The sequence below is a fragment of the Rathayibacter sp. VKM Ac-2803 genome (genome assembly GCF_009807175.1).
Lineage (GTDB): Bacteria > Actinomycetota > Actinomycetes > Actinomycetales > Microbacteriaceae > Rathayibacter.
Window position 1 is genome coordinate 1,314,565 of record NZ_WUCD01000001.1, and the last position, 24,847, is coordinate 1,339,411.

Consider the following 24,847-nt stretch of genomic DNA (forward strand, 5'->3'; position numbering starts at 1 on the left):
GATGCCCTGCTGGAACACCCTTCGACAGAGGCTCCCTCGGCGCGGCTGCCGGGTCTTCGGTGGGAGGAGCACACGAGCGAGAGGAGTCCTCGGATGACCGACGAGAAGCACAGCGGATGGACCGGCGGGCAGAAGGCCGTCGGGGACATCGCGCCGACCCTGGCCCGGTACACCGACGAGCTGCTGTTCGACGAGGTGTGGGAGCGTTCGGAGCTCTCGAAGCGCGACCGGAGCCTGGCCACGGTCTCGGCGCTGGTGGCGCTCGGAGCGACCGAGCAGCTGAGCTTCCACCTCGCCTTCGCGCGCGACAACGGGGTGACGGAGCAGGAGCTCGTCGAGGCGATCACCCACCTCGCGTTCTACGCCGGCTGGCCTCGCGCGATGGCCGCGATCGCCGTCGCCAAGACGGTCTTCGCCGAGAAGGCCTGACCCCTGCCCACCGATCAGCGGGAGACTCCCGCGACGACACGAAGGAGAGCACCCTCATGAGGATCGAGCCCAAGCCCGACACCGTCAGGAACCCGGCAGCCCAGTTCACGGGCGACGTCTACCTCGACATGATCGCGACGCCGCAGTCCGACGCGCAGCAGGCCGTCGTCGCGAAGGTGCGCTTCCTGCCCGGCGCCCGCACCGCGTGGCACTCGCACGCGAACGGCCAGGCGCTGCACGTGACCGAGGGCGTCGCCTGGATGGGCACGCGCGACGGCGCCGTGGAGGAGGTCCTTCCCGGCCGGACCGTCTACATCCCGGCGGGCGAGGAGCACTGGCACGGCGCGACGCCGACCTCGTACATGGAGCACCTCGCCATCACCGAGAACGCCGACGACCCGGCCACGACGACGACGTGGCTCGAGCACGTCGCCGACGCCGACTACCACCGGCCGTAGCGCCGCGGCCCCGGAACCGCACGGCTCCGGGGCCGTTCCCGCTACGGCGTGAGCATCACCTTGAGCGCCTCGCGAGCATCCATCGCGGCGTAGCCGGCGGGCGCCTCGTCGATGCCGACGGTGCGGTCGAACACCCGGCCCGGGTCGATCGTGCCGTCGAGCACGAGCGGGATGCTCTGCTCGAGGTAGGCGCGGACGGGCGCGGGGCCTCCGGTGAGCGTGATGTTCCTGCCGAAGAGCGAGCCGAAGCCGACGGGTGCGTCCTCGTACTGGGGGACGCCCACGCGCGAGATGACGCCGCCCGGGCGGACGACTCCGTACGACTGCTCGTAGGCGGGCATGTGGCCCACGGCCTCGAGGACGACGTGGCTGCCCTCGCCGCCGGTCAGGTCGAGGACCTTCTGGACGCCCTCGTCGCCGCGCTCCGCGACGACGTCCGTCGCGCCGAACTCGATGCCGAGGTCGGTGCGGGAGGCGTGACGGCCCATCAGGATGATGCGCTCGGCGCCGAGCTGCTTCGCGGCGAGCACGGCCGAGAGTCCGACCGCGCCGTCGCCGATCACGGTGACCGTCTTGCCGGCCTCGACGCGCCCCATGTGCGCGGCGTGGAAACCGGTGAGGTACACGTCCGAGAGGGTGAGCAGGGAGGCGAAGAGCTCGGTGTCGTTCTCGGTCACGCCCGGTACGACGACGAGGCTGCCGTCGGCCAGCGGGATGCGGGCGAGCTGCGCCTGCAGGCCGCCGGTCTCGACGGAGCCGTAGAAGCCGCCGTGCTTGCAGGCGGTCTGGAAGCCGTCGCGGCAGAACGAGCAGGTGTTGTCGCTGAACGAGAACGGGGCGATGACGAAGTCGCCCTTCTTCAGCGTGGTGACGGCCGGGCCCGTCTCCTCGACGACGCCGATGAGCTCGTGGCCCATCGGGGTGCCCCGGTCGGAGGCGGGCAGGGAGTGGTAGGGGTGCAGGTCGGACCCGCAGATGCAGGCGCGGGTGACGCGCACGATCGCGTCCGTCGGCTGCTGGATGATCGGGTCGGGCACGGTCTCGACGCGGACGTCGCCCGCGCCGTACAGGGATACGGCCTTCATGGTGGAGCCTCTCTCTCGGTGAGCGGATCCCACTCCACCGTGTCCCGCGCGCGCGGGGGAGTCACTGCCGGAACCTGTACTGCCAGGACACCCCTCGGGCTGCGGATGCGTCGTAGCGTGGCGAGCATGGTCAACTCCGAAGAGGTCAAGGACTTCCTGACGTCGCGCCGCGCGCGGATCACCCCCGAGATCGCCGGCCTGTCGGGCGGGTCGAACCGGCGCGTCAGCGGTCTGCGCCGGGTCGAGGTGGCGATGCTCGCCGGCGTGAGCGTCGAGTACTACTCCAAGCTCGAGCGCGGCAACCTCACCGGCGCCTCCGACACCGTCCTGGCGGCCATCGCCGATGCCCTGCGGCTGGACGACGCCGAGCGGTCGCACCTGTTCGACCTCGCGGCGACCGCGAACGCCTCCCCGGTGCGGGCGAAGCGCCGCAGCTCGCCGCAGACCCTGCGCCCGAGTCTGCGCTGGGTGCTCGACGCGGTCACCGGCGGGCCGGCCTTCGTGCGCAACGGGCGTCTCGACGTCCTCGCCGAGAACGCCCTCTTCCGCGGGCTCTACTGGGACGCGTACCAGCTCGACGAGCGGCCGGTGAACCTCGCCCGGCTGACCTTCCTGCACCGAGACCTCGCCGAGCAGTACTACCCGAGCTGGGAGACGTCCGCCGACATCAACGTGGCCATCCTCCGCACGGAGGCGGGGCGGAACCCGCACGATCGCGACCTGCAGGACCTCGTCGGCGAGCTGTCGACGCGGAGCACCGAGTTCCGGACCCGCTGGGGCGCGCACAACGTGCGCAACCACGTCCAGGGCCGCAAGCACTTCCGGCACCCGGTCGTCGGCGACCTCGACATGGCCTACGAGGCGATGGAGCCGCTCGGTGAGGGACTCAATCTGCTGATCTACGCGGCCGAGCCGGGGTCGCCGACGGAGGAGTCGCTGCGGCTGCTCGCGAGCTGGGTCGCCACCCAGGAGCAGGGCGGGCAGCGTTCGGCTGTCGATGCGCAGGTGAGCAGGGCGAAGGAGCGCTGAGGCGCGGCCCTCAACGAAGAACGGCCCGCCGAAGCGGGCCGTTCAGCACTCTCGCGAGTGGCACTGTCTCAACCAGTACTCGGTGGCTCCGGGGCCGGGGAGGGCCTGGATTCCGAGTGCGCCCGGAGGGATTCGAACCCCCAACCTTCTGATCCGTAGTCAGATGCTCTATCCGTTGAGCTACGGGCGCAGTCCATTGCGCGGCCCCGAGGGGCGCACGCAACGAGGTACGACTATACATGTCGCGCGGCCCCTCCGCCAATCAGCGGGGCGGCCACCCGGGTCGGGTCGGATGACTCGTGCGCGGCGGCCTGCGCCCTGACAGGCTCGCGGCGAGCGCGCCCCTCCGGCGTGCGGACCGGAGGTCACGATGCCCGCGCACCACCTCGACGACGTCGCTCTCACGGCGTTCGCGACGGCCGCCCGATGAGCGCCGACGACCGGGTCCCGATCGAGCCGCAGGCGGTCGTCGCGCCGCTCAGCCGGTCGGCCGTGTTCCTGTCGGTCGACATCGTCGGCGGGCAGGACGCGGCCGATCGCGTCCGCGATGTGATCGCGGACGTGGGCGGACTGCTCCGGGCGGTGGGATTCCGCGATCTCGGTGGTCGCCTCTCCTGCCTGGTCGGAGTCGTCAGCGACGCCTGGGACCGCTTCGGCTCGGCGACGCGACCGCAGCGGCTGCACGACTTCCAGGAGGTCGCGGGCGCCGTGCACACGGCATGCCGCGACCGTAGCGCTGGAGTCGCGGTCGCGCTTCCTACAGTCGACGGAATCGTGCGCGCCGGGACACCCGATCAGGCGTCGAGCGCCCACTTCGGCCGGACCCAGTGGCAGGTGTAGCCACCCGGGTGCTTGCGCAGGTAGTCCTGGTGCTCCTCCTCGGCGTCCCAGAACTCGCCCGCGGGCTCGACCTCGGTGACGACCGGTCCGGGCCAGCGGCCCGAGGCGTCGATCTCGGCGATCGTCTCGCGGGCGACGCGCTCCTGCTCGGGTGTGAGGAAGAGGATGACGGAGCGGTAGGCGGTGCCGACGTCGTTGCCCTGCCGGTTCTTCGTGGTGGGGTCGTGCACCTGGAAGAAGAACTCCAGCAGATCGCGGTACGAGAGCTGCTCGGGATCGAACTCGATCTCGACGGCCTCCGCGTGGTCGCCGTGGTGGCGGTAAGTGGCGTTCGGCGTGCTGCCGCCGGCGTAGCCCGCGCGAGTGCTGAAGACACCGGGCATGTCGCGGATGAGCTCCTGGAGTCCCCAGAAGCACCCGCCCGCGAGGATCGCGCGCTCCTCGGCCATCAGGCGCCGACCTTCGTGTCGTGCCCGGAACCCGAATTGTGCAGAGAATTCATCATGCGGATCAGTCCATCACGGACGAGGACGTCACGGTGAGAGCGCCTCCGCCGGCCCGCTACTCCAGGGCGCCGAGCACGACGGCCGCGGCGCGGGCGACGAGCGCGTCGTCGTAGTCGGCGTCCCGGTCGTTCCGCTCTGTGAGGACGGTGATCACGATCGGCTCGCGCTCGGGAGGGGTGACCACGGCGACGTCGTTGCGGATCCCGCCCGCGCCGCCCGACTTGTCCGCGACGCCCCAGCCGCTCGGTGCCCCCGCGCGGATGAGCGCGTCGCCCGTCGCATTGCCGCTCATCCAGTCCAGGAGCAGCGCGCGGTCCTCGGGAGGCAGAGCGCTGCCGAGTGCCACGGCGCCCAGGGCGGCGGTGAAGGCCGACGGCGTGGTGGTGTTCGCCGTTCCACCCGGCTCGATCGTGTTCAGCGCGGGCTCCTCGTCGACGACCTCGGTCGTCGTGTCGCCGAGCTCCTCGAGTCCCCGGTCGAGAGCCGCCGGCCCGCCCAGGCGGGCCAGCACCAGATTCAGCGCGGTGTTGTCGCTCTCGCGCACCGCCGCCTCGACGAGCTCCGAGAGCGGCAGGCCGTCGCCGATGCTCTCACTCGTGACGGGGGAGTAGCCCGCCGCCTCGACATCGGACGCGGTCCAGGTGACGATCTCGTCGCGCTCGGCGGCGGGGACGGCGCGGAGGAACTGGGCGGCGGCCAGCGCCTTGATGCTCGACGCGTAGCCGAAGCGCTCGTCCTGGCGGTGCGAGACGCGTCGATCGGACGCCGTGTCGACGGCGCTGACGCCGATCCGCGCATCGAACTCGCTCTCGAGCGCCGCGAGTTCGGCGGAGACGTCGATCGGTGCGGCGGACGCTGTCGCAGACGGCGACGGCGACGAGGCCTGGGACGTCGCGACGGGATCGCTCGGCGAGGTGCAGCCCGCGAGCACGAGTCCGGCGGCAGCCAGGGCGAGGAGCCGCGCGGTCGGGCGGCCGCTCACAGCGCGGAGTAGACCAGGAAGAAGGCGACGGAGGCCGCGGCGGTGACCGCGAGTGCCGCCACGACGACGAGCACCCGAGGCCGCCTCCGCACGATCGCGAGCGCGAGGAACGCGACCCCGAGGACGATCTGCAGCCACCAGTAGACGGGGCTGGTCGTGTCGATGATCGCGCCGAGCGCCCACAGGCCCTCGCCGATCAGCACGCCCGAGAGCGGCGCCACCGCCAGCACCCGCCAGGGCGTCGTGCCGTGCAGAGTCAGCGCGGCGGCGGCACCGAGTATCGGCCCGGCGGAGACGGCGAGCAGCCAGTGGATGTCGGTGAAGGGAGGCGAGTAGCCGAAGCCGCGAGCCGCGGTGACGAGGTCGTAGCCCTCGAGCAGCGCGAAGAACGTCAGCAGTCCGAGCAGCGCCGCCGGCACCGGGCGGGCGCCGCCGAGTCGCACGAGCGCGAACACGAGCATCGACCAGCCGCCGCACGAATTGGCGAACGAGCTGAGCGACCCCGGCAGCGCGCCCTGCAGGAAGCTGGTCAGCCCGCCCAGGAGCAGACCGCCGACCAGGGCGACGACGAGTGCGCGCGGCAACCGCGGGCGGGTGGTGGCAGGAGGCATGAGTCGATTCTCGGAGGTGAGGGTCGTGGACTGTGCGCAGTTCGGAGCGACGAACGTGGCGCGGCGCATCAGTCCGACATCAGGGCGGAGAAGGGCACGTCGGCTGTGCGGCCGTCGGTGTAGGTGACGGTGACGTCCGGCTCCGGGATGCCCGCCGCCGAGAACTCCGGGCCGATCCAGGCGGCGATGTAGTAGCCGTTGCTCAGCGCCGCAGCGACCGCGGCACCGCCCGAGGGGGTGAACGTGACGGCGGCGACGTCCGAGCCGACCTGTCCGGTGACCGTGGCGATGCCTCCGGGGGCCGCATCCGGGAAGTTGCCCGGATTCGTCAGCGTGACGGTGTCGGGGGCGACCGGCGCGGGGCTGCCGAAGGTCTCCCAGTTGTCGTCGGGGTCGCTGCCGTCGAAGGACGCGCCGAAGCGGATGTCGTCGCCGAGCTGCCCGAGGAGGAACTGCGAGGTGCCGACGCTCGTCTGGGCGAGGATCGTGACGCCGCCGGGCGTGACCGATCCGGCGAGTAGCGCGGTCGGCGCGCTCTGGGTGGCGGCGGGCGGAGCAGACGGCGGCGGGGCGGTCAGCACCGGCACGAGCACCGCGGCGCCGACCAGGAGCAGTCCGGCCGGGACGGCCAGGGCGAGACGGCCGCGCAGACCGAGCGAGCGCACGGGCCCGCGCTCGGGCTCGATGCGGTCCAGGACGGTGAGCAGGTTGTGCAGCCGGGCGTCCTCGCCGACGGAGCGGCCGGCGGCGGGGTCGATGCTGCGGAGCAGGTCCCGTTCGGGGAGATCGTCGTTCACGAGGACTCCTGTTCGTGCGGTCGTGGACCGGCGGGGGGTGGAGAGGGAGGGGCCGGCGCCGAGAGCAGCGTCCGGAGGCGGCCGCGGGCGCGCGAGAGGCGCATCGCGGCGGTGGAGCGGCGCATCCCGAGTGCTTCGGCGGCCTGGGTGACGGTGAGGTCCTCCCACGCGGTGAGCGCGAGGATCTCCTGATCGGCGGGCGCGAGCTCGTTCCAGGCGCGCTGCAGATCCAGGCGCAGGGCGATCTCGCCGGTGGCGGAGTCGACCCGGGGGATCCGGCCACCGCTCGAGCCGTCGGCGTCTCCGTCGAGCGGCACATCGAGGGAGTGCTTGCGCTGATGGCTGCGGCGGGCATTGCCGAGCACCTTGCGGGCGACGCCGAACAGCCACGGCCTCGGATCCTCGAGCTCGGCCGGCACCTTGCGCCAGGCGATCACGAAGACCTCGGCCGCGAGCTCGTCGGCGTCGTCCAGGGCGCCCCGCCTCGCGAAGTAGCGGATGAGATCGCCGTAATGGGCGCGGTGCAGCTCGGCGAGGCGGGCGTGGTCGATCATCGCCTCGCCGAGCTGCAGGGAGTGGACGTGGAGTACAGGGTCAGTCCTTCGTGGCGTCGGCGAACGTGACGGTCGTGGCGCTGCCGTCGACGAGGTGGGCGACGAAGCTCGGGTCGGGGGTGCTCCCACCGTCGAAGTCGCCGCCCTCCCAGGCGGCGATCCAGTATCCGTCCTGAACGGTCGCGGCGACCGTCGGGCCGTCGCCGGTCACGACGTCGATGCCGGTGACCTCGGAGCCGACCTGGCCGGTCACCGTCGCGATGCCGCCCGGGGCGGCGTCGGGGAAGTTGCCGGGGTTCACGACTGTGAACGCCGCGGCGTCGACGGCGGCCGGTTCGCCGAAGCTCTCCCAGTTCAGGTCCGTGTCGCCGCCGTCGAAGGAGGCGGCGGAGCGGATCTCGGTGCCGTGCTGCCCGAGGACGAACACATCGTCGCCGAGCGAGGTCTCCGCGAGGATCGTCGTGCCGTCCGTCGTGACGGAGCCGACCGCGACCGCGGACACGGCGGCGGGGGACTGCTGTGCGGCGCCTCCGGTGGAGCAGCCCGTGGTCGCGAGGGCGAGACCGCCGGCGAGGGCGAGCGCGGCGAGGGAGACGGTGAGTCGGTGCTGGCGGGTCATGGTGTCGCTTCCGGTGAGGCAGTCCGCTCGATGCGCGGGCTGGTACCGGGGACATGTCCGCGGGGCGGCGGAGTGTCACACTTCCGCGCCGATTCGCGTCCGGCGCGTCAGTCGAGCACCGCGTACGCCTCGAGCTCGACCAGCACATCGGGCTCGAAGAGGAAGTCGACGCCGATCGCCGATAGGGGCGGCAGCGGGTCCGGCAGGCCGAGCTCCTCCCGCACCTGCTCGATCCCGGCGACCCACTCGGCGAGCATCCCGGGGGTGGACCTGGTGAGGAAGAAGCGCAGGCGCACCACGTCGTCGAACGTCGCGCCGGCACCGGCCAGACCCCGCGCGGTGTTGCGGAGGACCTGCGCGACCTGACCGGCGAGGTCGCCGGGAGCGAGGCGGTTGCCCTCGCCGTCGCGGGCGATCTGCCCGGCGACGTGCACGTGGCGGCTGCCCGTCGCGACCGAGACGTGGTCGTAGTTGACGGACTGGAACATGCCCTCGGGGGAGGTGGTGGTGACGCTCATGCGGTCCTTCTCTCGGTAGCAGGTTCCCTCTGTCTACCTGGTGCACGAAGGGCACTTCAACGAGACTAGGTGGCATGGACGACACCGCCCCGACCGTGACCGACCTGCTGCAGGTGGATGCTCCGCACCGCGAGCTGCTCGACGAGCTGCTCGACAAGTGGTCGCTCCAGGTGCTCGACCAGCTCTGCGAGCGGCCGCTGCGCTTCAACGAGCTGCGGCGGGCCGTCCCCGCGGTCGGCCAGAAGTCGCTGACCGCCACGCTCCGCCGGCTGGAGCGCAACGGGATGATCTCGCGCGTCGTGCTCGAGACCCGCCCGATCGCCGTCGAGTACCGCATCTCGCCGATCGGCGACACGCTGAACGAGCTCGTCGACTCGCTGCTGCGCTGGACCGATCGGCAGCTCCCCGCGGTCCAGGAGGCCCGAGCCCGCTACGACGGGGCGATGCGGGAGGAGTGACCCGAGCGCAGCAGCACGATCCCTGTCGTGAGCTGCCAGGCCGTCACCGTGTAGACGGCGAGGCGCTCCCAGACGCCGTCGGGCAGCAGATCGAGAGCGGTGCTCCCGGAGTCGACCCGCAGCAGCACCAGCCCGAGCAGCCCGACGGCGCCGAGGACGATGCCGACCACCCCCGGCGCCCAGCGCGTCCGCGACCGCAGCACAGCGACGCCCGCGGTCATCGCGGCCAAGTTCCCTCCGATGATCGCGAGAGCGGCGTCCAGCACGTGGAGCCCGGAAGTGCCGTTCTCGACGCTCTGCCGACTGCCGTGCACGAGGCCGACCAGGACGATGCCGACGGAGTGGGCCGCGGCGAGACCGAGGAAGCCCCGCCGCCGACCACCGGAGGTCGCGCGGACCGTCATCAGCGCGGCCGCGAGGAAGAGCACCCCCTCGGCGACGAAGCCGGCGTTCATCACCGAGTGCAGGGGCGAGTCGATCGCGCGGCCCTCGAACGCGCCGACCTCGGGCACGCCGAGATCGCTGATGTAGTTGTCGGCGTAGCTGTAGCCGGGGAAGGCCGAGGCCGCGATTGCCTCCGCACCGACGTAGACGAGAGGTCCGACGATCCAGAGCACCCCCGCGGTCGTCCGGAGGCGGCGAGGAGAGGTCATCGCCCCATCATCAGCCCTCGCGGTACCGCCTCCGTGTCGCGGTCCTGCGGGGGACGAGCGCGTTCCCGCGGAGTCGGGCGCTCACCGGGCCGACGCCGACCGGAACGGCGCGTAGAGCTCCTCCGGCGTGCGGTCCAGCTGCGCCTTCACTTCGGCGGTCTCGGTGTCGGGCGCCTCCGCGCGCCCCTCGGCGAGGGAGTTGAGGGCCAGCGCCAAGGCCGTGCGGGGATCGTTCTTGGGGATGATCACGATCGCACTCTCGAATCATGGGCCCCGAGTTCCGGCAGCGTTGCCGTTGAGGTTGAACCGCTGCCTAATCTCGCTGAACGAGGCCTGCGAACTCGCGCAGTGCACGCGGATGATCCGCCGGTTGCTGTCATCCGCACGACGAATCGTTTTCGCGCCCGCTCGAACCTGCAGACCGCGCCGCCATCGTGCCTGTGAACACGTCCCGGGCACTGTTCTCCAGCCTCTTTGCAGGCCTCGCGCTCGCGGCACCGCTCGGCGCGATCGGCGTGCTCCTTGACTACGGCGCCATTGGTGCCACCTGGCCGCCGCCGAGCAGCACCGACCACTGCCGGATTCCTCTGCGTTAGTAGTGCGAACCACGCTGCTAACGCCTCCGCGCAACGAAGCAGGCCGATACGCTGTTGCTCAACGAAGTTCTGGCGATTCTCTACAAGATCAGGGCTTCGTTCGGGCTCTCAGTTGTACTGGCGTCGAAGAAATCGGGACAGGTCCTACCTATTTTGTCCCAGAATTGGTGGCAGACTCGCCGGATGGGCTGTGGGATGATGGCGCGCATGGCACCGGGAGAATCGAATCACCCCGAGATCAGGGACGACTCCGGGTATGAGCTCACTCCGGAGGATCTCGATTTTCTCCAGATAACGACCTCCTCTGCACATGAGTGCCTAGGGCGTGTAACCCCGCTCGGGTTTCCGGCGGGGTATTTCAGCGACTTTACGTTAACCTTGATGCAAGCAATTTGGCGAGAAGGGATTCGTGAGGCGGACGTCCGACTTCAGGGTAGTTCCGCGTTCTTTTTTTCGGGTCCGCATAAGTCGATGCCGGTGACGCGTAATGAAATTGCTTATGCTTTCACAAGCGAGTTCGGTCGGCCACCCGATGTCTTTGAACTAAATCAGATCGCGACTAAGTATAGGATAGTCTGGCCACGTGTCCTCCCGCAGCGACGGCCCTTCGATTCTCTGCATCGACTGGGCGTATCGCCTGTAAAAAGCGATTTCGATATTCAGATATCGAGCCAAGACGCGTACCTCCAGGTCACGGAATCTATCACTTTCAGCGGCGCAGATCCGGAGACCGCCGACCTCGAGAACCACAAATACTCGTTCATCAGGAAAGAATATTCTGATAAGAATTTCCTCTATCTCCAGGTTTGGGTCTCGGACTGGGAGGAAAGGCTAGACCGACCGGTGAACATCGCAATCTTCGGAGAAGATGGGCCCCGAGAAGATTTAGAGAATCCCGCTTTGTCGAGTCATTTTAAGGAGACTGATTGGGTTTTGCACTCGGGTCCAATTCGGTACGAAGACCTGCTTCCCGGGGACCGCGCACTAGCGCCCTCGGCGCGCTTGACGGGCGAGAATGATGATGAGGGCGCCTCAGATGCCTAATTGCGCTACCATCACGACGGCTTCTGCGCGAAGCGGACCATGGGTTGAAGGGTTGCCACGTGCCTGAGTCTGACAAGCGACTCCGCCTCCGGGGTGCTCCGGCGCACGAGCGAATAATTCTCGCGAACCTCGCTTCGGCTTTGTTTACCCACAAAAGCATTAAGACAACCGAAGCCAAAGCAAGGCGGCTTCGTCCACTTGCTGAAAAACTCATCGGATTTGCAAAGCGCGGCGACATTCAGGCCCGTCGTCGCATTCTTGCGATTATCCACGACAAGAGAGTTGTGCACGAACTGTTGACCGAGATCGCTCCGCGCGCTATCGAGCGTGAAGGTAGCTATACCCGGATTAACAGAATCGGTCCCCGTGCTACGGATAACACGCCAATGGCTGTAATTGAAATCGTTCTCGAGCCGCTCTTCTTAAAGGTCCAGAAAGCGCCGTCGCCTCGTGCGGCCGAGCCCGAGAAAGAGGCTTTCATTGAGAAGTCTTCTGACCAGGATGAATCGGAAGATTTATCGCAACATGAAGGACTAGGCATCATTCAATATGCTAATGGAGTACATTTTGCGAGCCTTGCGACATTTCCCCAAGCCGAAAGTTTCGAAGACGTCCAGTCGATTGCGATCAAGATAGGTATCAAGATTCGTCACTTCGGTCAGGCTGAAGCGTGGACTCTGGGGATCAAGCGCATCCGGGAAGACGTTGACAACCCTGCCATCCTGCGTATCGTCCGGAACGTCAACGGTCCGGGCGTGGAAGTCCAGTTAGCCTGGCGCGGAGCGCCCGTGACGCCAACGGCGTTGGCTGCCACGATCCGCATGCTCCAGTCACTTTCCTCGAATGCTAGGCGGTCCGCCCACGGGTATGAGGCTGACGCAGATAGCAGTGAGTAATCGGTAGGCCGTCGACGAAGTTTTAGCCGAGTACCACGGCGCCGTCGCGCTTGATGCTCATCGGCCTCTCGAAAGGTAGCGAGGCTCGTGCTCGGTGCGAACCCGCCGCCGCTGGTGGGAGCTGGTCGTTGTGCTCGTCGGTCGGATAGTTGTAGCCGAAGAGGTCTTTGAGCGTCGGCAGGGTCTGGCAAGCGTCAGACGCTCGCCGCGCTGGCTGCGGATTTAGGCCATCCCGAGCATGGCGGTGAAGTCTGGATCCTCCGAGTGTCTTCCTGGTTGCGTCCACAGAGAGGGTGCGGCAGGTTGACCGTCGTCCAGAGGCTGAAGTTCACCGAGGAATCGGCCAGGTACTCCACCCGCAACTCGGTCGCACGACGGCCTCATGTGGCTTGCAGTCCTAGCTCTCTGTTTTGGACATGGTTTCCGTGGGGGCGAGTGGGACGGTCATACCCTCGATCGGGCCGGGCCGCCTCCGTATCGCGGTCCTGCGGCGGGCGAGCGGGATCCTGCGGACCGGGCGCTCATCGGGCCGACGGCGACCGGAACGGCGCGTAGAGCTCCTCCGGCGTGCGGTCCAGCTGCGCCTTCACCTCGGCGGTCTCGGTGTCGAGCGCCTCCGCGCGCCCTTCGGCGAGGGCGTCGAGGGCGAGCGCGACGGCCGTGCGGGGATCGCTCTTTGGGATGTCCCAGCCGGCCATCATCTCCGTGTCGGTCGAGGACAGGTGCAGGCCCGCGAGCTCGGTCCCCTGCCCGGCCAGCTCGAGCCGGGTGCTGTTGGTCAGCTGCCACTTGGCCGCCTTGGCCGCCTTGGCCGCCTTGGCCGCCGCGTAGGCGCCGTTGCCGGGGTGGACGCGGAACGAGAGCAGCGACATCACGTTCACGATCGCTCCGCCGCCGTTCTGCGCGAGCACGGGGGCGAAGGCCCGGGTCATTTCGAGGGTGCCGAAGAAGTGCGTCTCCATCTCGGCGCGGATCCGGTCGAGATCGCCCGTCACGAGGTTCTGCAGGGTCGCGATCCCGGCGTTGTTGACGAGCAGGTCGACGTCGCCCGCCCGGGCTTCCGCCTCGAGGATGTGATCCGGCTCCGTGATGTCCAGCCGGGTCGTCTCGACCCTCGGATCGTCCCGGAGGTGCTCGAGACTCGGAAGGCGGCGTGCCGTCGCATAGACGCGGCGCTTTCCCCTCTCGAGCAGCTCCTCGACGAAGTGCCTGCCCAGTCCTCTGTTGGCGCCGGTGACGAGTGCGGTCGCTCCTGTGATGTCCATGTCGTCACCGTAGGATCTGACACGGATGTCAGCTTCAAGGGGTCGGAGGAACCGGGTTGAAGATCGGCGAAGTGGCGCGGCGCACGGGAGTCAGCGTGCGGTCGCTGCGGTACTACGAGATGCGGCAGCTCATCACCTCCTGCCGGACGGAGGGCGGCCAGCGCCTCTTCGACGCCGACACCGTCGACCGCGTCCTGCTGGTGCAGCAGTTGTTCCGGGCGGGTCTCGGGAGCGCCGAGGTGGTGATGCTCCTGCCGTGCATCTACTCCGGCACCACCACCCCCGCGATGCTCGCGCTGCTCGAGCACGAGCAGACCCGCCTCGACGCGCAGATCCAGGAGCTCGTAGCCACCCGCGACCGCCTGGCCGAGCTTCGCGTCGACGCCGCCGGGCGCCTGGCGGCCTGACCCGCCCGTGTCGAGGGTGATCACGTCGTGGAGGCAGCCGGCCGCTCGTGCCGCGCTCGTGCACGCGGATGTGCAGCAGCGGGGTCGGTCGCCGGCCTGCTCGTCGCCTCCTGGGCACCGTGGCCGCAGCTCGTGGGCGGATCGGACATCCGACACGACGGCGCCCGCCGGATACGCCCTCGTGCACGCAGCCGACGGGAACCCGCGCGGAGTCGGCCGCACCAGGGCTGCATCACCTCTCCTCGTGCGATCGGACTTCGGGTCCACGACCGCACGTGCCTGAAACCTAGACCCGACGCGCTCGAATCGGGTGCTCGGTTCAAATTTCCGTGGGTTACCTCACGTCCTGTGCCGCCCGCCGTCGCGAACTGACGGGAGGGCGAGCCGCTTCACGGCGTCTGCGTGCCCCGATCGGGTATAGCTTCAAGGTGGGCCCGCCCTCGCTGCTCGGCCTTCCTCGGCACTCATGGCCGGCCATTCCGCTCGCGAGCGGATCCGGCCACGCGGAGCCTCTGAGCCAGCCGCTCCCGCTCGTTCGCGAGCCTTTCGACGACGATGAGGGAGACCCTGATGGGCGAGTTGATCTTCGGTGCCTGGCGGAGGCGGATCGTGTTCGACGACCGCACTCTGACCCACCTGCGCGTCGCCCTGCGCACGCGGATGGAGCGCGGTGCGCCCTTCCGGCTGACGTGGACGACGTGGCGGGGCCGGCTACCGGTCGCAGGCGATCCTCGTGCACCCCGGATCGGTTCTGGAGTACCGCTTCGACGGCCACCAGCGCGCTCTGTTGAACCGCGTCTGGCTGCGCGAGCTGCTAGGGCCGACCCTGAGTCGCGACATGGTCCTCTCCGTCGAGCCGGTCTAGAGCCGGTCGAGGAGCGCTCTCCTCGAATGCCGTCAGGCGCGGTCGTGAAGCGTGACTTGGTAGCCGTCGGGGTCGGCGAAGGTGAACGTCCGGCCGAACGGGCCGTCGATCGGGGACGCGACGATCGGGTGGCCATCGGCGACGAGTGCGTCGTGGATGCTCTGCACGTCGGTCGCGTGCAGCCAGATCGCGGCCCCGATGCCGGGCTGGACGACTCCGCTGAGATCGGTGCCCGGCGCGATGTCGCGCAGTGCGAAGGCGATCGGCGTCGTCTCGAAGACGACGGCGTGCGGCGGGCCGGCGGGCGAGCGGACGAGGCCGAGGTACTGCTCGTAGAACGCCTGCGACGCGGCGAGGTCGCGGGTCTGGAGGGAGAGGAAGTCGGGTCCGGTGACGGGCATGGGGTGCTCCTTCGGTTGATGTCAGTTGACTGACATGGCTCACGCTATGTCAGACTTCTGACATGAGTCAAGACGGGATCGACCTCACGACCTCCCTCGGCTACCTGCTCAAGGAGGCGTCGAGCGCCCTCCGCGCGGCGATGGAGGGGGTGCTGCGCCCGCTCGGGATGACGGTGACGCACTACTCCTGCCTCGAGCTGCTGGCCCAGCGCCCCGGGCTCTCGAACTCCGAACTCGCGCGCGGAGCGTTCGTGACGCGGCAGTCGATGAACGTCCTGCTGCAGACCCTGGAGCGGGAGGGGGACGTGGTCCGCCCCGTCGAGGCGCGCGTGGGCAAGGTGCTCCCGACGCAGCTGACCCCGCAGGGGCGGCGGCGGCTCGAGGCGGCGACCGTCGCGGTCCGCGGTGTCGAGGTGCGGATGCTCGCCGGCGTGACCGTGGAGGAGCAGGCCGGCGCAGCCCGGCTGCTCCGCGGCATGATCCACTCGCTCCGCGCCGACGACGAGCGCTGAGCATCGCCCGAAGGCGCTCGCGGCGCTCGATACGCTGGACGGCGGAGCCGCCGTGGTCGCGGCGCTCCGTCCGACCCGGAGGAGTCCGCTGAATGGCCCAGCGCACGAGCTTGATCGACGACCTGACCGGCGCGCCCATCGTCGACGGTCGCGGCGGCACCGTCAGCTTCTCGATCGACGACGACGCCTACGAGATCGACCTGACGGCCGCGAACATCGGCCGGCTGCACCTCGCGCTCGCCCGCTACGTCGACTCCGCCCGCCTGCTCTCGCCCGGGGGCGCGGCGCCGCGGATCACGACGGTCGCCGCGAGCGCCGGCCGCAAGAGCCCCGAGATGCGCGCCGCGATCCGGCACTGGGCGAAGCGCCACGGCTACGACGTCCCGCCCTCGGGCCGCATCCCGGCCGAGGTCCAGAGCGCGTACGACGCCGCGCACTGACGCGGGAACTCGGGTCTCAGAGGCGCGCGAGCTTCGTTCGCGCCATCAGGAACACGCCGTAGAGGATGACTCCGAGCCCGACGACGACCAGGGCGGCGGTCCCGTACGGCGGGACCGCGAGGAATCGCAGCGCACCGTCGAGCCCTGTCGCCCGGTCGGCGTCGCCGGTCGCCGCCGCCACGAGGAAGATGCCCCCGGCGAGACCGACGGCGATGCCCTTCGCGACGTAGCCGGTGGCGCCGAGCGCCGAGACGAGGCGGCCGGGTCGCCCCGCCGGCAGCCGGATCAGCTTGCGGAACCCGCGGCGGATGCCGATCGCGATGAAGCCGATGCCGCTGCCGAGCACGATCGCCCCGGTCAGTGCCAGGATCACGAGCCCGGTCGTGGTCGCGACCAGTTGCTGGTTGATCGTCCGGATCGTCGCCGAGGAGCTCGTCGATCCGCCGAGCGCGAAGATCAGCACGGTCCCGGCGAGCGCGAGCGAGGCGAATCCCTTGCCCGCCTCGACCACCCGGCGACCCCAGCGCGCCGCGCGTCTCGGACTGTCGGATGCGCCGCCGAGGGTCAGCTGCCAGAGTCCGAGGGCCAGTACGGCGCTGAACGCGGCCCAGACGGCGACCCTGCCGAGCGGCGCGCTCGTGAGGCGTGCGATCGCTCCGGACGGATCCGCCTCGAGGGGCGACGTGTCGCCGAACGCCAGACGGATCGCGATCACGCCGATAGAGAGGTGCAGCACTCCGTTCACCGCGAAGCCGAGCCTCGCAAGCCTTCGGAATCGACGGACAGGGGCGGCCGGGAGACGGCGCGGCGTACGGTCCGTCAGCACGCTCCACTGTCTCACGGGGCGGCGGGACCGAACCTCAGCCCCGCCGCCCCGAGAACAGGGCGTGCAGCAGCGGCAGCACCGACGCGACCAGCAGCACCGTTCCGAAGGCCGTGTCGTCGGGTCGCGTGATCGCTCCGGCGATCAGCAGGCCCGCGAACAGCACTGCCGAGACGACGCGGCGCACCGTTCCCTCGAGTCGGACGAGCCGCCGCTCGACGGTCGGGACGGTCACGGCGAGCGTGCCGTCCTCGAGCGTGGTGGCCAGCTCGTCGAGACGCCGGGGCAGACGCCAGACGAGACCGAGGGTGTCGAGCGCCTGCCGGCCGACGTCCTGCGCGACGTTGCCGCGCTCCTCGCGGATGAGCTGCTGCGCGTAGGGCTCGACCGAGTCCCACAGGTTGAACGCCGGATCGAGCGCGCTGGCGACTCCGGAGGTGAGCGACATCGCCCGGACGATGAGCAGGAAGTTCTCGGGCAGCTGGAACGGCAGCGAGCGCACCACGTCGCCGAACTGCACCGCGAAGTCGCGGAACTCGCGCGGGTCGACCTCGCGCAGCTCCGCGAACCCCATGCCGCCGAAGCGCGCGAACAGCGTGGTCATCGCCCGCTCGAGCTCGCGCGAGTCGGCGGAGGGGAGCAGCACGCCGACCTTGCGGGCCGCGTCGACGAGGCCCTTGCCGTCGCGCGACGCGGCGGCGATCAGCATCGCCCGCAGGCCCGCGCGGGTCGTCGGCGGCACCTCGCCCATCATCCCGAAGTCGATGAAGGTCAGGCGCCACGGCAGCTCGGCGCCCGGGGTCGGCGTGACGAAGACGTTGCCGGGGTGCGGGTCGGCGTGGAAGTAGCCGTTCGTGAACAGCTGGTCGAACATGACCGCCGCGAAGACCGGAGCGACCTCGGCCGGGTCGATGCCGGCGGCGCGGAGGGCGTCGGCATCCGTGATCTTGATGGCCGTGACGTCCTGGAGGGTCAGCACCTTGCGGGTCGAGCGCTCCCAGACGACGTCGGGGACGCCCACCCGGGCGTCGCCCGCGAAGTCCGCGGCGAAGCGGACCGAGTTGGCGGCCTCCTGCAGGTAGTCGATCTCCTCGAGGCTGGTGACCGCGAACTCCTCGACGAGTGCGGGCGCGTCGACGCGATCCGAGACGAGACGCACGTGCGTGAGCCAGCCGCCGACGCGGCGCAGTGCCGCGAGGTCGACGTCGACGATCTCGTCGATCCCGGGCCGCTGCACCTTGACGATCGCGGAGGCGAAGCCGGTGTCGGCCGCATCGATCGGAGTGAGTCGGGCGCGGTGGGCCTGACCGAGCGAGGCGGCGGCGACCGGGGTCTCGTCGACACCCGCATAGGCGCGCTCGAGCGGCAGCCCCAGCTGCGCCTCGGCGAGCGCGCGGATCCCGGAGAAGGGGACGGGCGGCACCTCGTCCTGGAGCCCCTCCAGCTCGCGGGTGATCTCGGGCGGCAGGACGTCGAGGCGCGACGACATGAACTGGCCCACCTTGATCATCAGTCCGCCGAGCTCGACCGCGAGTACGTGGAAGCTGCGCGCGAAGCGGCGCATGCGCGCGGGGCGCGTGCGCAGAGCGATCGACGACAGCCCGACGCGGGGCAGCAGCAGATCGAAGAACCAGGTCACCGCGAGGTGCCAGGAGGCGAAGCGCAGGATTCGGCGGTAGCGCCGTTGATCGCTGCGCGCGCGGCGGCGGCCCGGGCCCTCAGGGCCCGGGCGTACCGGCGCCACCCGGGTCAGTCCTGCGCGAGGATCGCGTACAGCCTGCGGCGCGAGTCCTCGAGTTCCGTGATGGCCTTCCGGATCTGATCCGGGGTGCCCGATCGGCCGACCTGCGCGGCGGCCTGCGCGAGCTCGACGCCGGCCTTCGGCAGGGCGCCGAAGTCGACGGGCTCGGGCTCACCCGCGAAGGGGGCGGAGGTGCCGGAGGCGGCGACCTGGGCGCGACCCGCCTCGGTGAGCGAGTAGGTCTTGCGGCCGTTCGACTCGTCCGCCGAGATGAGTCCCTCGTCGGCGAGCAGCTGCAGGGTGGGGTAGACGGAGCCGGGGCTCGGCTTCCAGCTGCCCGAGCTGCGCTCCTCGATCTCGTGGATGATCTGGTAGCCGTGCATGGGCTGCTCGGCGAGGAGGGCGAGCACCGCCGCGCGGACGTCGCCGCGGCCGACGCGAGTGCCGCTGCGCTTCTCGAAGCTGGAGCGCACCTGCTCCATGGCCTGCCAGATGCCCTCGATGGGGTTGCCGGAGCCGAAAGCACCGGTCGATGACGAGCTGTTCATGATGACCTCCTGTTTCTGCGAACGATACTCAGCGATATGTGCGGCGACTGTGAACGACTGCCCCGTCTTCCTGGGAAGTCAATGCCCCGAGCCCATATCCGCGAGCACGTGAGACTGGTCGCATGAGTGAATCCGGCAGCAGCCAGACCCTGAACGCCGGTCGTCCGGCCAACTTCATCCGGTGGGTCCGCACCCGCGACCGCTGGTTCCCCGAGATCCTGCGCGGCCGCTACCTGCGCACCACCCCCGAGGGCTGGGAGGTCAGCGCCGACGGCGAGACGCGCCTCCTCGACCAGTCCGTCTGGGCCGTCTACAAGTAGGACTCCTCCGCTCGCACTCTCCACACCATCCGGCGCCGCCGCCCGTTGTCCACAGATCGGACATCGCGCCTGCGGCCACACGAAAGTGAGCATTACTCTCCTGGCACGGGGCTGACGTGAACCGTCGCCGGTGCCGAGCACCGAGCGGCTGAGGAGAGGACATCGGATGAGTCGAACGGAACGGTCGGGGCCGGCTGGCCGTCGAAGGCGGCGGGCGCGAGCCGTCCGCGCGTTCGCGGGCACGACGGCGGGCTGCGCGCTCGTCGGCGGACTGCTCGGCGGCGCAGCGGTCGGCGGTGGGGTGGCGGCGATGCCCGCCGCGGCGGCGGACGCACCGCGCACGACGATCGAGAACACGCTGCTGCACGGCGGGGCGACGAACGACGGCGTGACGACCGTGTCGGCGTGGGTGCAGAAGGGCGAGACGCTCCGCGTCGACCTCCATCCGCTGAAGGGCGGCTCGGGGTCGGCGGAGGGCGAGAGCGGAGGCGGCACCGCAGCGATCACTGCGCCCGACGGCTCGGTCCTCGACGCGCAGGCGTTCGCGCGGGGTGCTCCGCCGACCGAGGCGGCGGGAGGCTCGTTCGTCGCGGCCGAGACGGGGGTCTTCCGCGTCAGTGTGACCGACGACGACGTGACCGCACCGGTCAACCTCCTGTGGAGCATCGGGGTCGACGACGCGGGCGGCGATGCGCTCGCGGGCCGCGTCTGGTCCGAGTCCTACGCGATCCAGTCGGGAGCGAGGGTCGGCTACGCCGGTCCGGGGGAGCGGAGTGCGTCTTTCACTCTGTACGCCGTCACCGAGACGGGTGCCCGGTACGACATGACGCTGCGCGGCTACGACGGAGTCGCGTCGACGCTCCAGGCGACGAACAAGGGCAATGTGCGGGTCGGGTCCTCCGATCCGTCCTACCTCTCGGTCCCGATGCCGCAGTCGAGCGAGGCGGGCGGAGTCGGGGCGCAGTACGTGCAGGCCTCCGGGCGCTCCGGCATCGAGGGTCTGCAGACCTACAAGCTCTTCCTCGATCCGCCGTCCAGCGATCTGCCTCCCTCGATCGCGCCCGAGTACCGGGCGCCGACGATCGAGGGGCTGGCCTACCGACGGGCGGGATCCGCGTCGAACGCGGGATCGCTCACCGGCACGCTCGGCACCCAGCCGGGGACGGTGACGGTCGACATCGACGCCGACGGGGACGGCGACCACCGGGGAGCGCGCGACGTGCGCCTCACCGAGATCGTCGCCGAGCCCGGCCCGTTCTCGGTCGACTGGGACGGTCTCGACGCCCAGGGCGCCGCGGTCGACACCGGCGATCCCGACGTCGGGTTCCGCGCGTCGATCGGCCGGACCAACGAGTTCCACTTCACCCGGGTCGACGCCGAGACGTCGTCGGGCGGCATCTCGATCGTGCGGTCGACGGGAGGCGGCACCAGTCCGTCCGCGATCCACTGGGACGACTCCCTCCTCTCCTCCTCGAACGCCGAGCGCTACTCGACGACGGCCGAGGCGCTGTCGGCCCAGGACGGCACGGAGTCGAGCGCGGGAGTGCACCGCTGGGAGGCGGACGACTCCGGCGAGGGCCGCACCCCGAACGAGAACGACTCGGTGCACGGGTCGTACGGCGACCTGCGGGCGATCGACGACTACACGTTCGGGTCCGACTCGGCGACCGCGATCGCGGGTCTCGACGGCCTCGCACCGCACCTCACCCTCGCGAAGAGCTCGACCGTCGCCTCCGACGCGCCGCTGCTGCCCGGCGCGCGGGTGCCCTACCGGGTGGCGCTCACCTCCGACGGCTCCGGCGACTACGCCGACGCCTCGGTCGTCGACTACCTCGACGAGGGGGTGCTCGACGACGCCGATCTCGACGCGGAGTCGATCCGCACCTCGCACGGCACGGCCTCGATCGATCCGGCCACGGGGCGGATCGCCTGGGCTGCGGGCACCCTCCCGGTCGGGACGGTTGCCGAGCTCGCCTTCGACGTCGTCGTCCGTGCGGGAGGCGACGGCTCTCTCGTCAACACCGCGTGCGTCGCGGGAGCGCCGTTCGTCCCCTCCGATTCGGGGACCGGGACCGATGCGAACCCCTGCGCGACCGTGCCGCACACGGTCGGCGAGGGCCGGCTGTGGCTGCAGAAGACGGCCTCGCAGCCCTCGGTCGAGCACGGCGGGCAGGCCGGCTTCGACGTCGTCGTGGGCAACTCGGGCACCGTCGAGGCGACCGATGTCAGCGTCACCGATGTGCCGGTGCTCGAGCACGTCTCCGACGTGACGATCGAGGACGGCCGGGGCGGCGTCCAGTCGGTGTCTGAGCCCGTCACGGGCCTGCGGATCCCGGCGGGCGGCCGGATCGCGCTGCACGTGACCGGTCGGGTCGCCGACGGCTACGACGCGGTGACGATCCCCAACCGCGCGACCATCTCCCGCCAGCCCGACGGATTCGATCCGCCGACGGTGCAGAACCCCTGCGCCGACGACGCCGCGTCCTCGTGCGCTGAGATCCCCGTGCCGCCGGTCGGCGGCAGGCTCGAGATCGAGAAGACCGCCCTCCACGAGTCGGTCGCCCACGGCGGCAGGGCGGGTTTCACGATCGAGGTCTCGAACATCGGCGACCGTCCGGCCGAGGGCGTGACGCTCACCGACGTGCCGACGCTCGCGCACCTGTCCGACGTGACGATCTCGCGCGACGGCGGGCCCGCCTCCGCCGACCTGTCGGTGGAGGGGCTGGATCTGGCCCCCGGGGCCTCGGCGACCTTCACGGTGACGGGTGTCGTCGCCGACGGGGTCGACGCCTGGACCGTCCCCAACCGGGCGAGGATCGACGACCTGCCGGCCGGCTTCGAGCCGACCCTCGTCCGCAGCCCCTGCTCCGACGAGGCGTCCGCGTCGTGCGCGCAGGTCGTCGTGCCGGCGATCGGACTCGTGCCGACCGTCCTCGCCTCCACGGGAGCGGCGGCCGGTCCGCTGGCCGCGGGCGGAGCGCTGCTGCTGCTGACGGGCGGCGGTCTGCTCGGCCTCCGCCGGATGCGCGCACTGCGCGTCCAGCACTGATCAGTCAGCGCTGAGCGCAGATAAGGGAGGGGGCTCCGCGCGGGAGCCCCCTCCCACCTCACCCGACGCGCCCTGCGGGGCGCCGACTCCGGAAGGCATGAACGATGTCCCCCTCCCTCGACGAGCTCCCGCTGCGGGTCACCGAGCGCTTCCCGCTGCCCGACGGCGGTGTGGGCGTCAGCACCTGGTCGGCGGCCGACCCGGAGCAGCTCGAGCAGCAGCTGCGGACCCGCGCCGGGCACGCTCACCCCGAGCGCGAGCCCGCGCGGCACCTGCACCGGTCGCATCCGCCGCTCGTGCGCATCGAGGTGTGGGAGGGAGGCGGCCGGCGCCTCCTCGACCCCGCGCAGGAGGCGCTGACCGACCCGCGGTGGCGGAGGGCCCTCACCCGGTCCCGCCGCCCTGCGTGGCTCCGCCGCCTCGTCGGCCCCGCCGATCTTCCGCGGACCGATCCGCCCGCCGAGGCGGCGCGGTGGACCGAGCGTCCCGGAGAGGACGGCTGAGACCCGATCGACGAGAGGAGAGCGGCGTCAGCCCTTCACCGCTCCCGACGTCATGCCGGCCACGATCTGGCGGTTGAAGAAGATGTACATCACCAGCGGCGGGATCGTGATGAGCAGCACGTCCATGAAGAGGAGGTTCCACGACGACTGCGACTGCGACGAGAAGTTGTAGAGCGTCAGCTGCACAGTGGCGTTGTCGTCCCCGGGGAGGAAGTACAGCGCGTAGGTGAAGTCGTTGAACACCGCGACGGCCTGCACCACGATCACGGTGACGATCACGGGCTTCAGCAGCGGCAGCACCACGGTGAAGAAGAGGCGGAACGGGCCGGCCCCGTCGATGACGGCGGCCTCGTCGAGCTCGCGCGGGATCGTCGAGACGAAAGCGCGGAACAGGAGGATGCAGAACGAGAGGCCGAACGCGACGTGCACCGCGATGAGGCCGGGGAGGGTCTTGAAGAGCTCGAGGCCCTGCAGCACCCAGATCGTCGGCACCACGGCCGGCGGGATGATCAGGCCGGCGAGGACGAAGCCGTTGACGAGCGGGTTCCACTTCGACCGGCGGCGCTGCAGCACGTAGCCGACCATCGCGGCGAGCACCACCATCACCGTCACCGAGACGATCGTCAGGACCGCGCTGTTCACGAAGGCGCGCAGCAGGAGGAAGTCGCGCGCCTCGATCACGGCCTGCAGGTTCTCGAAGAACTGCCACTGGGTGGGGAAGGTGAAGCCGAGCAGCGACGACTCCTGCTGCGTCTTCGACGCGGTGAGCACGATGAAGGCGAAGGGGACGATGAAGACGATGACCGACAGCACGATCGCGGCGATACCGCCTCCGTACCGCCAGGCGCGCGAGCCGCGGCCGACACCGCGCTGCTTCACCTTGGCGCGGAGCGGATCGACGTCGAGCGGCGCCTTCGCGAGCGGGGACGGGGTGAGCGGGGTGGTGGTCACTGCTCGTTGTCCTTCCGGTTGAGCCAGGCCGACAGCGGGAAGATGATCGCCGCCACGACGAGGAAGAGGATGACGTTGCCCGCGGTCGAGAGACCGTAGAAGCCCGCCTGGTACTGCTTGTAGATGACGGAGGCGACCACGTCGCTCGTGAAGCCCGGCCCGCCCTTCGTCATCGCCCAGATCAGGTCGAACGAGCGCAGACCGCCGATGAGGGAGAGGAGGACCACGGTCACGGTGGCGGGGCGCAGCAGCGGCAGGGTGATGTGCCGGAAGTTGTGCCAGGCGCCGGCGCCGTCGACGCGGGCGGCCTCGAAGTAGTCCTGCGGGATCGCGACGATGCCCGCGATGTAGATGAGGGTCGCCAGCCCGACGCCCTTCCAGACGTCGACCAGGGCGACCGAGAACAGCGCCCACTGCGGGTCCGTCAGCCAGCCGGGCCCCGCGACGCCGATGGCGGCGAGTCCCTGGTTGACGATCCCGTCGAAGGGATCCAGCAGCACCTTGAAGGTGATGCCGATGCCGATCGTCGACACCAGCACGGGGAAGAAGACGACGCTGCGGAGGAATCCGCGGCCGATGATCTGCGAGCTCAGGAGGAGCCCCAGGGCCATCCCGAGCACGATCTTGAGGCCAGAGGTGATCAGGGCGTAGACGAAGGTATTGACGAAGCCGGTCGAGAGCGCCGGGTCCTGGAAGAAGGCGACGAAGTTGTCGAAGCCGATGAAGGTCGAGTCGAACAGCGTCCAGCGGGTGAGCGAGAAGTAGAGCGAGGCGACGGTCGGCACGAGGAAGAGCACCACGTAGAAGACGCCTGCGGGGAGGTAGAACCAGGTCGGGTACGGGCTCTTCATGGCCCGGCGCCGCTTCGGCGGTTCCGCGGTGCGGGTGGGCGCGGGGCGCTCCTCCGTGAGTGTCGTCATGTGATCTCCGTCGATCGAGAAGCGAGG

30 protein-coding genes, 1 tRNA gene and 1 pseudogene are annotated in these 24,847 nt (G+C 70.2%); 14 read left to right on the top strand and 18 right to left on the bottom strand.

Features of this window, described 5'->3' with window-relative positions:
* The first annotated feature begins 93 nt into the window (after positions 1-93).
* Both GRS96_RS06110 and GRS96_RS06115 read left to right on the top strand, forming a co-directional pair.
* Positions 94-429, top strand: a complete 336-nt coding sequence (locus tag GRS96_RS06110; protein ID WP_159988015.1) for a carboxymuconolactone decarboxylase family protein — start codon at positions 94-96, stop codon at positions 427-429.
* A 56-nt stretch (positions 430-485) separates the two neighbouring features.
* Positions 486-887, top strand: a complete 402-nt coding sequence (locus GRS96_RS06115; protein WP_159988016.1) for a (R)-mandelonitrile lyase — start codon at positions 486-488, stop codon at positions 885-887.
* Between the two features lie 41 nt (positions 888-928).
* Here GRS96_RS06115 and GRS96_RS06120 read toward each other — a convergent pair whose 3' ends face one another.
* Positions 929-1,972: a zinc-binding dehydrogenase gene (locus GRS96_RS06120; protein ID WP_204162042.1), complete on the bottom strand. Its 1,044-nt coding sequence runs from the start codon at positions 1,970-1,972 to the stop codon at positions 929-931.
* Positions 1,973-2,098: 126 nt separating this feature from the next.
* Between GRS96_RS06120 and GRS96_RS06125 the strand changes: the two genes are divergently transcribed.
* Positions 2,099-3,001: a helix-turn-helix domain-containing protein gene (locus GRS96_RS06125; RefSeq protein WP_159988017.1), complete on the top strand. Its 903-nt coding sequence runs from the start codon at positions 2,099-2,101 to the stop codon at positions 2,999-3,001.
* 117 nt (positions 3,002-3,118) lie between these two features.
* Here the strand turns inward: GRS96_RS06125 and GRS96_RS06130 are convergent.
* Positions 3,119-3,191 (bottom strand) — tRNA-Arg (locus GRS96_RS06130).
* Between the two features lie 236 nt (positions 3,192-3,427).
* Between GRS96_RS06130 and GRS96_RS06135 the strand changes: the two genes are divergently transcribed.
* A complete protein-coding gene (locus GRS96_RS06135; protein WP_159988018.1) occupies positions 3,428-3,841 on the top strand; it encodes a Dyp-type peroxidase domain-containing protein in 414 nt (137 codons plus the stop codon).
* On the opposite strand, the gene msrA is transcribed toward GRS96_RS06135, so the two are convergent.
* From msrA to GRS96_RS06170, 7 genes are all read right to left on the bottom strand, one after another.
* Entirely contained in the window at positions 3,796-4,290 is a 495-nt protein-coding gene (msrA, locus tag GRS96_RS06140) for a peptide-methionine (S)-S-oxide reductase MsrA (protein WP_159988019.1), read from the bottom strand. The genes GRS96_RS06135 and msrA overlap by 46 nt on opposite strands.
* A gap of 112 nt (positions 4,291-4,402) precedes the next feature.
* Entirely contained in the window at positions 4,403-5,329 is a 927-nt protein-coding gene (gene bla / locus GRS96_RS06145; RefSeq protein ID WP_204162043.1) for a class A beta-lactamase, read from the bottom strand.
* Positions 5,326-5,940, bottom strand: a complete 615-nt coding sequence (locus GRS96_RS06150; protein WP_159988020.1) for a DUF6518 family protein — start codon at positions 5,938-5,940, stop codon at positions 5,326-5,328. Before GRS96_RS06150 ends, bla begins: the two co-directional genes overlap by 4 nt.
* A 68-nt stretch (positions 5,941-6,008) precedes the next feature.
* Positions 6,009-6,737 carry a hypothetical protein gene (locus tag GRS96_RS06155; RefSeq protein ID WP_159988021.1) on the bottom strand — a complete coding sequence of 243 codons (729 nt, stop codon included), beginning with the start codon at positions 6,735-6,737 and terminating at the stop codon, positions 6,009-6,011.
* Complete coding sequence (locus GRS96_RS06160; RefSeq protein WP_159988022.1) at positions 6,734-7,291, bottom strand: RNA polymerase sigma factor; 558 nt, start codon at positions 7,289-7,291, stop codon at positions 6,734-6,736. The genes GRS96_RS06155 and GRS96_RS06160 overlap by 4 nt, the downstream gene beginning before the upstream one ends.
* 40 nt (positions 7,292-7,331) lie before the next feature.
* Positions 7,332-7,910, bottom strand: a complete 579-nt coding sequence (locus tag GRS96_RS06165) for a hypothetical protein (protein WP_159988023.1) — start codon at positions 7,908-7,910, stop codon at positions 7,332-7,334.
* A 107-nt stretch (positions 7,911-8,017) separates the two neighbouring features.
* Positions 8,018-8,428, bottom strand: a complete 411-nt coding sequence (locus tag GRS96_RS06170) for a RidA family protein (RefSeq protein ID WP_159988024.1) — start codon at positions 8,426-8,428, stop codon at positions 8,018-8,020.
* A gap of 74 nt (positions 8,429-8,502) precedes the next feature.
* On the opposite strand from GRS96_RS06170, the gene GRS96_RS06175 reads away from it, so the two are divergent.
* A complete protein-coding gene (locus GRS96_RS06175) occupies positions 8,503-8,886 on the top strand; it encodes a winged helix-turn-helix transcriptional regulator (RefSeq protein ID WP_159988025.1) in 384 nt (127 codons plus the stop codon).
* Here the strand turns inward: GRS96_RS06175 and GRS96_RS06180 are convergent.
* Positions 8,859-9,539 (bottom strand): DUF998 domain-containing protein, encoded by a 681-nt coding sequence (locus GRS96_RS06180; protein WP_159988026.1) that lies wholly within the window; start codon positions 9,537-9,539, stop codon positions 8,859-8,861. The genes GRS96_RS06175 and GRS96_RS06180 overlap by 28 nt on opposite strands.
* Before the next feature lie 81 nt (positions 9,540-9,620).
* Positions 9,621-9,788, bottom strand: coding sequence for a hypothetical protein (locus tag GRS96_RS06185; protein WP_159988027.1), 168 nt, complete (start codon positions 9,786-9,788; stop codon positions 9,621-9,623).
* Between the two features lie 1,450 nt (positions 9,789-11,238).
* Between GRS96_RS06185 and rplQ the strand changes: the two genes are divergently transcribed.
* Positions 11,239-12,075 (top strand): 50S ribosomal protein L17, encoded by an 837-nt coding sequence (gene rplQ / locus GRS96_RS20900; RefSeq protein WP_159988028.1) that lies wholly within the window; start codon positions 11,239-11,241, stop codon positions 12,073-12,075.
* A gap of 521 nt (positions 12,076-12,596) precedes the next feature.
* On the opposite strand, the gene GRS96_RS06195 is transcribed toward rplQ, so the two are convergent.
* A complete protein-coding gene (locus GRS96_RS06195; RefSeq protein WP_159988029.1) occupies positions 12,597-13,340 on the bottom strand; it encodes an SDR family oxidoreductase in 744 nt (247 codons plus the stop codon).
* Positions 13,341-13,396: 56 nt separating this feature from the next.
* Here GRS96_RS06195 and GRS96_RS06200 point away from each other — a divergent pair, with 56 nt between their 5' ends.
* The 3 genes and pseudogenes from GRS96_RS06200 to GRS96_RS20780 all read left to right on the top strand — a co-directional run bounded on the left by GRS96_RS06200 (position 13,397) and on the right by GRS96_RS20780 (position 14,612).
* Positions 13,397-13,747 (top strand): MerR family transcriptional regulator, encoded by a 351-nt coding sequence (locus GRS96_RS06200; RefSeq protein ID WP_159988030.1) that lies wholly within the window; start codon positions 13,397-13,399, stop codon positions 13,745-13,747.
* 570 nt (positions 13,748-14,317) lie between these two features.
* A pseudogene (locus GRS96_RS20905) lies at positions 14,318-14,434 on the top strand (DUF7882 family protein); the annotation flags it as partial.
* A 46-nt stretch (positions 14,435-14,480) separates the two neighbouring features.
* Complete coding sequence (locus tag GRS96_RS20780) at positions 14,481-14,612, top strand: hypothetical protein (RefSeq protein WP_268893221.1); 132 nt, start codon at positions 14,481-14,483, stop codon at positions 14,610-14,612.
* A gap of 32 nt (positions 14,613-14,644) precedes the next feature.
* Here the strand turns inward: GRS96_RS20780 and GRS96_RS06205 are convergent, their stop codons facing one another.
* Positions 14,645-15,013 carry a VOC family protein gene (locus GRS96_RS06205; protein ID WP_159988031.1) on the bottom strand — a complete coding sequence of 123 codons (369 nt, stop codon included), beginning with the start codon at positions 15,011-15,013 and terminating at the stop codon, positions 14,645-14,647.
* Between the two features lie 62 nt (positions 15,014-15,075).
* Between GRS96_RS06205 and GRS96_RS06210 the strand changes: the two genes are divergently transcribed.
* Both GRS96_RS06210 and GRS96_RS06215 read left to right on the top strand, forming a co-directional pair.
* A complete protein-coding gene (locus GRS96_RS06210; RefSeq protein WP_159988032.1) occupies positions 15,076-15,525 on the top strand; it encodes a MarR family winged helix-turn-helix transcriptional regulator in 450 nt (149 codons plus the stop codon).
* Positions 15,526-15,617: 92 nt separating this feature from the next.
* Positions 15,618-15,965 carry a histone-like nucleoid-structuring protein Lsr2 gene (locus GRS96_RS06215; RefSeq protein ID WP_159988033.1) on the top strand — a complete coding sequence of 116 codons (348 nt, stop codon included), beginning with the start codon at positions 15,618-15,620 and terminating at the stop codon, positions 15,963-15,965.
* A gap of 16 nt (positions 15,966-15,981) precedes the next feature.
* Here the strand turns inward: GRS96_RS06215 and GRS96_RS06220 are convergent, their stop codons facing one another.
* From GRS96_RS06220 to GRS96_RS06230, 3 genes are read right to left on the bottom strand one after another with little or no spacing between them, the layout of a single operon-like run.
* Positions 15,982-16,806 carry a DUF1206 domain-containing protein gene (locus tag GRS96_RS06220; protein ID WP_328612391.1) on the bottom strand — a complete coding sequence of 275 codons (825 nt, stop codon included), beginning with the start codon at positions 16,804-16,806 and terminating at the stop codon, positions 15,982-15,984.
* Between the two features lie 19 nt (positions 16,807-16,825).
* A complete protein-coding gene (locus GRS96_RS06225; protein ID WP_159854705.1) occupies positions 16,826-18,532 on the bottom strand; it encodes an ABC1 kinase family protein in 1,707 nt (568 codons plus the stop codon).
* Positions 18,533-18,537: 5 nt separating this feature from the next.
* Positions 18,538-19,077, bottom strand: coding sequence for a PadR family transcriptional regulator (locus tag GRS96_RS06230; protein WP_159854703.1), 540 nt, complete (start codon positions 19,075-19,077; stop codon positions 18,538-18,540).
* 122 nt (positions 19,078-19,199) lie between these two features.
* Here GRS96_RS06230 and GRS96_RS06235 point away from each other — a divergent pair, with 122 nt between their 5' ends.
* The 3 genes from GRS96_RS06235 (at position 19,200) to GRS96_RS06245 (ending at position 22,949) form a co-directional block, all read left to right on the top strand.
* A complete protein-coding gene (locus tag GRS96_RS06235) occupies positions 19,200-19,397 on the top strand; it encodes a hypothetical protein (RefSeq protein WP_159854701.1) in 198 nt (65 codons plus the stop codon).
* Positions 19,398-19,563: 166 nt separating this feature from the next.
* The gene (locus tag GRS96_RS06240; RefSeq protein ID WP_159988035.1) at positions 19,564-22,446 is read left to right on the top strand and encodes a DUF7927 domain-containing protein; all 2,883 of its coding nucleotides are present in this window, start codon (positions 19,564-19,566) and stop codon (positions 22,444-22,446) included.
* Positions 22,447-22,550: 104 nt separating this feature from the next.
* Entirely contained in the window at positions 22,551-22,949 is a 399-nt protein-coding gene (locus GRS96_RS06245) for a hypothetical protein (protein WP_159988036.1), read from the top strand.
* Positions 22,950-22,976: 27 nt separating this feature from the next.
* Here the strand turns inward: GRS96_RS06245 and GRS96_RS06250 are convergent, their stop codons facing one another.
* Both GRS96_RS06250 and GRS96_RS06255 read right to left on the bottom strand, forming a co-directional pair.
* Positions 22,977-23,828, bottom strand: a complete 852-nt coding sequence (locus tag GRS96_RS06250; RefSeq protein ID WP_159854882.1) for a carbohydrate ABC transporter permease — start codon at positions 23,826-23,828, stop codon at positions 22,977-22,979.
* 68 nt (positions 23,829-23,896) lie between these two features.
* The gene (locus GRS96_RS06255; RefSeq protein ID WP_159988037.1) at positions 23,897-24,820 is read right to left on the bottom strand and encodes a carbohydrate ABC transporter permease; all 924 of its coding nucleotides are present in this window, start codon (positions 24,818-24,820) and stop codon (positions 23,897-23,899) included.
* Positions 24,821-24,847: the final 27 nt, after the last annotated feature.